This is a genomic window from Streptomyces callyspongiae, from assembly GCF_047200695.1.
GTDB lineage: Bacteria > Actinomycetota > Actinomycetes > Streptomycetales > Streptomycetaceae > Streptomyces.
On record NZ_JBJZOM010000047.1, the window covers coordinates 1 to 984 of the forward strand.

The window sequence follows — 984 nt, forward strand, 5'->3', positions numbered from 1 at the left end:
ACCGGCGAGCCGGGCGGCGTAGGCCGTCCCCAGGTCCCGCAGCAGCACGGGCATCGACCAGCCGTCGCTGACGATGTGGTGCATGACGAGCAGCAGGACGTGTTCCTCGGGCGCCGTGCGGAACAGCCGGGCGCGGAACGGGAGATCGCTGTCCAACGCGAACGCCCGGGCCGACTCCGCGGCCACCGCCCCGGACACCTCGTCCGCAGTGCAGTCGATCACCTGCCACGGGACCCGCGCGTCCTCCGCGGGCACGATCTGCTGGTGGGGTTCGCCGTCGAGCGAGGGGAAGAGGGTGCGCAGGGCCTCGTGACGGCCCACCACGTCGTCCAGCGCCCGGCGGAGCCCGTCGGCGTCCAGCGGGCCGGCGAGGCGCACGGTCCACGGCACCTGGTAGGCAGAATCGCCGCTCTCCGCCGCGTCCAGGAACCACAGCCGCCGCTGGGCGTGGGACAGCGGCACCCGCTCGGGACGCTCGGCCGGCCGCAGGGCCTCCCGGGCCTGCCCGGCGTCCTGGAGCCGCTCGGCGAGTCCGGCCACCGTCGGTGAGCCGAAGAGGTCGCGGATGCCCGCCTCGACGCCCAGCGCCGCGCGGATGCGGCTGATCAGCCGTGCGGCCAGCAGCGAGTGGCCGCCGAGGGCGAAGAAGTTGTCGTCGGCGCCGACGGTGTCGAGGCCGAGGATGTCGGCGAAGAGGCCGCAGAGGACTTCTTCGCGGGGGGTGCGGGGTGGCCGGCCGGTTCCGGTGACGGGTTGTGGGGCCGGGAGGGCGGCGCGGTCGAGTTTTCCGTTGGGGGTCAGCGGCAGCGCGTCCAGGAACACGTAGCTGCTCGGCACCATGTACGCCGGAAGGCGCTCCGCCAGCCAGGAGTGCAGGGCGGTGGACGTGGTGCCGGCCTCGGCGACCACGTAGCCGACCAGCTGCGACGTGCCGTTCCGGTCCTCGCACACCAGCACCGCCGCCTGACGGACCGCGGGACTGCC

The 984-nt window shown here is 74.4% G+C and carries 1 protein-coding gene; it reads right to left on the reverse strand.

The genetic code is table 11. The features are described from left to right. A partial coding sequence (locus tag ACL06G_RS21445) for a condensation domain-containing protein (protein ID WP_412836524.1) occupies positions 1-984 on the reverse strand: 984 nt, incomplete at both ends.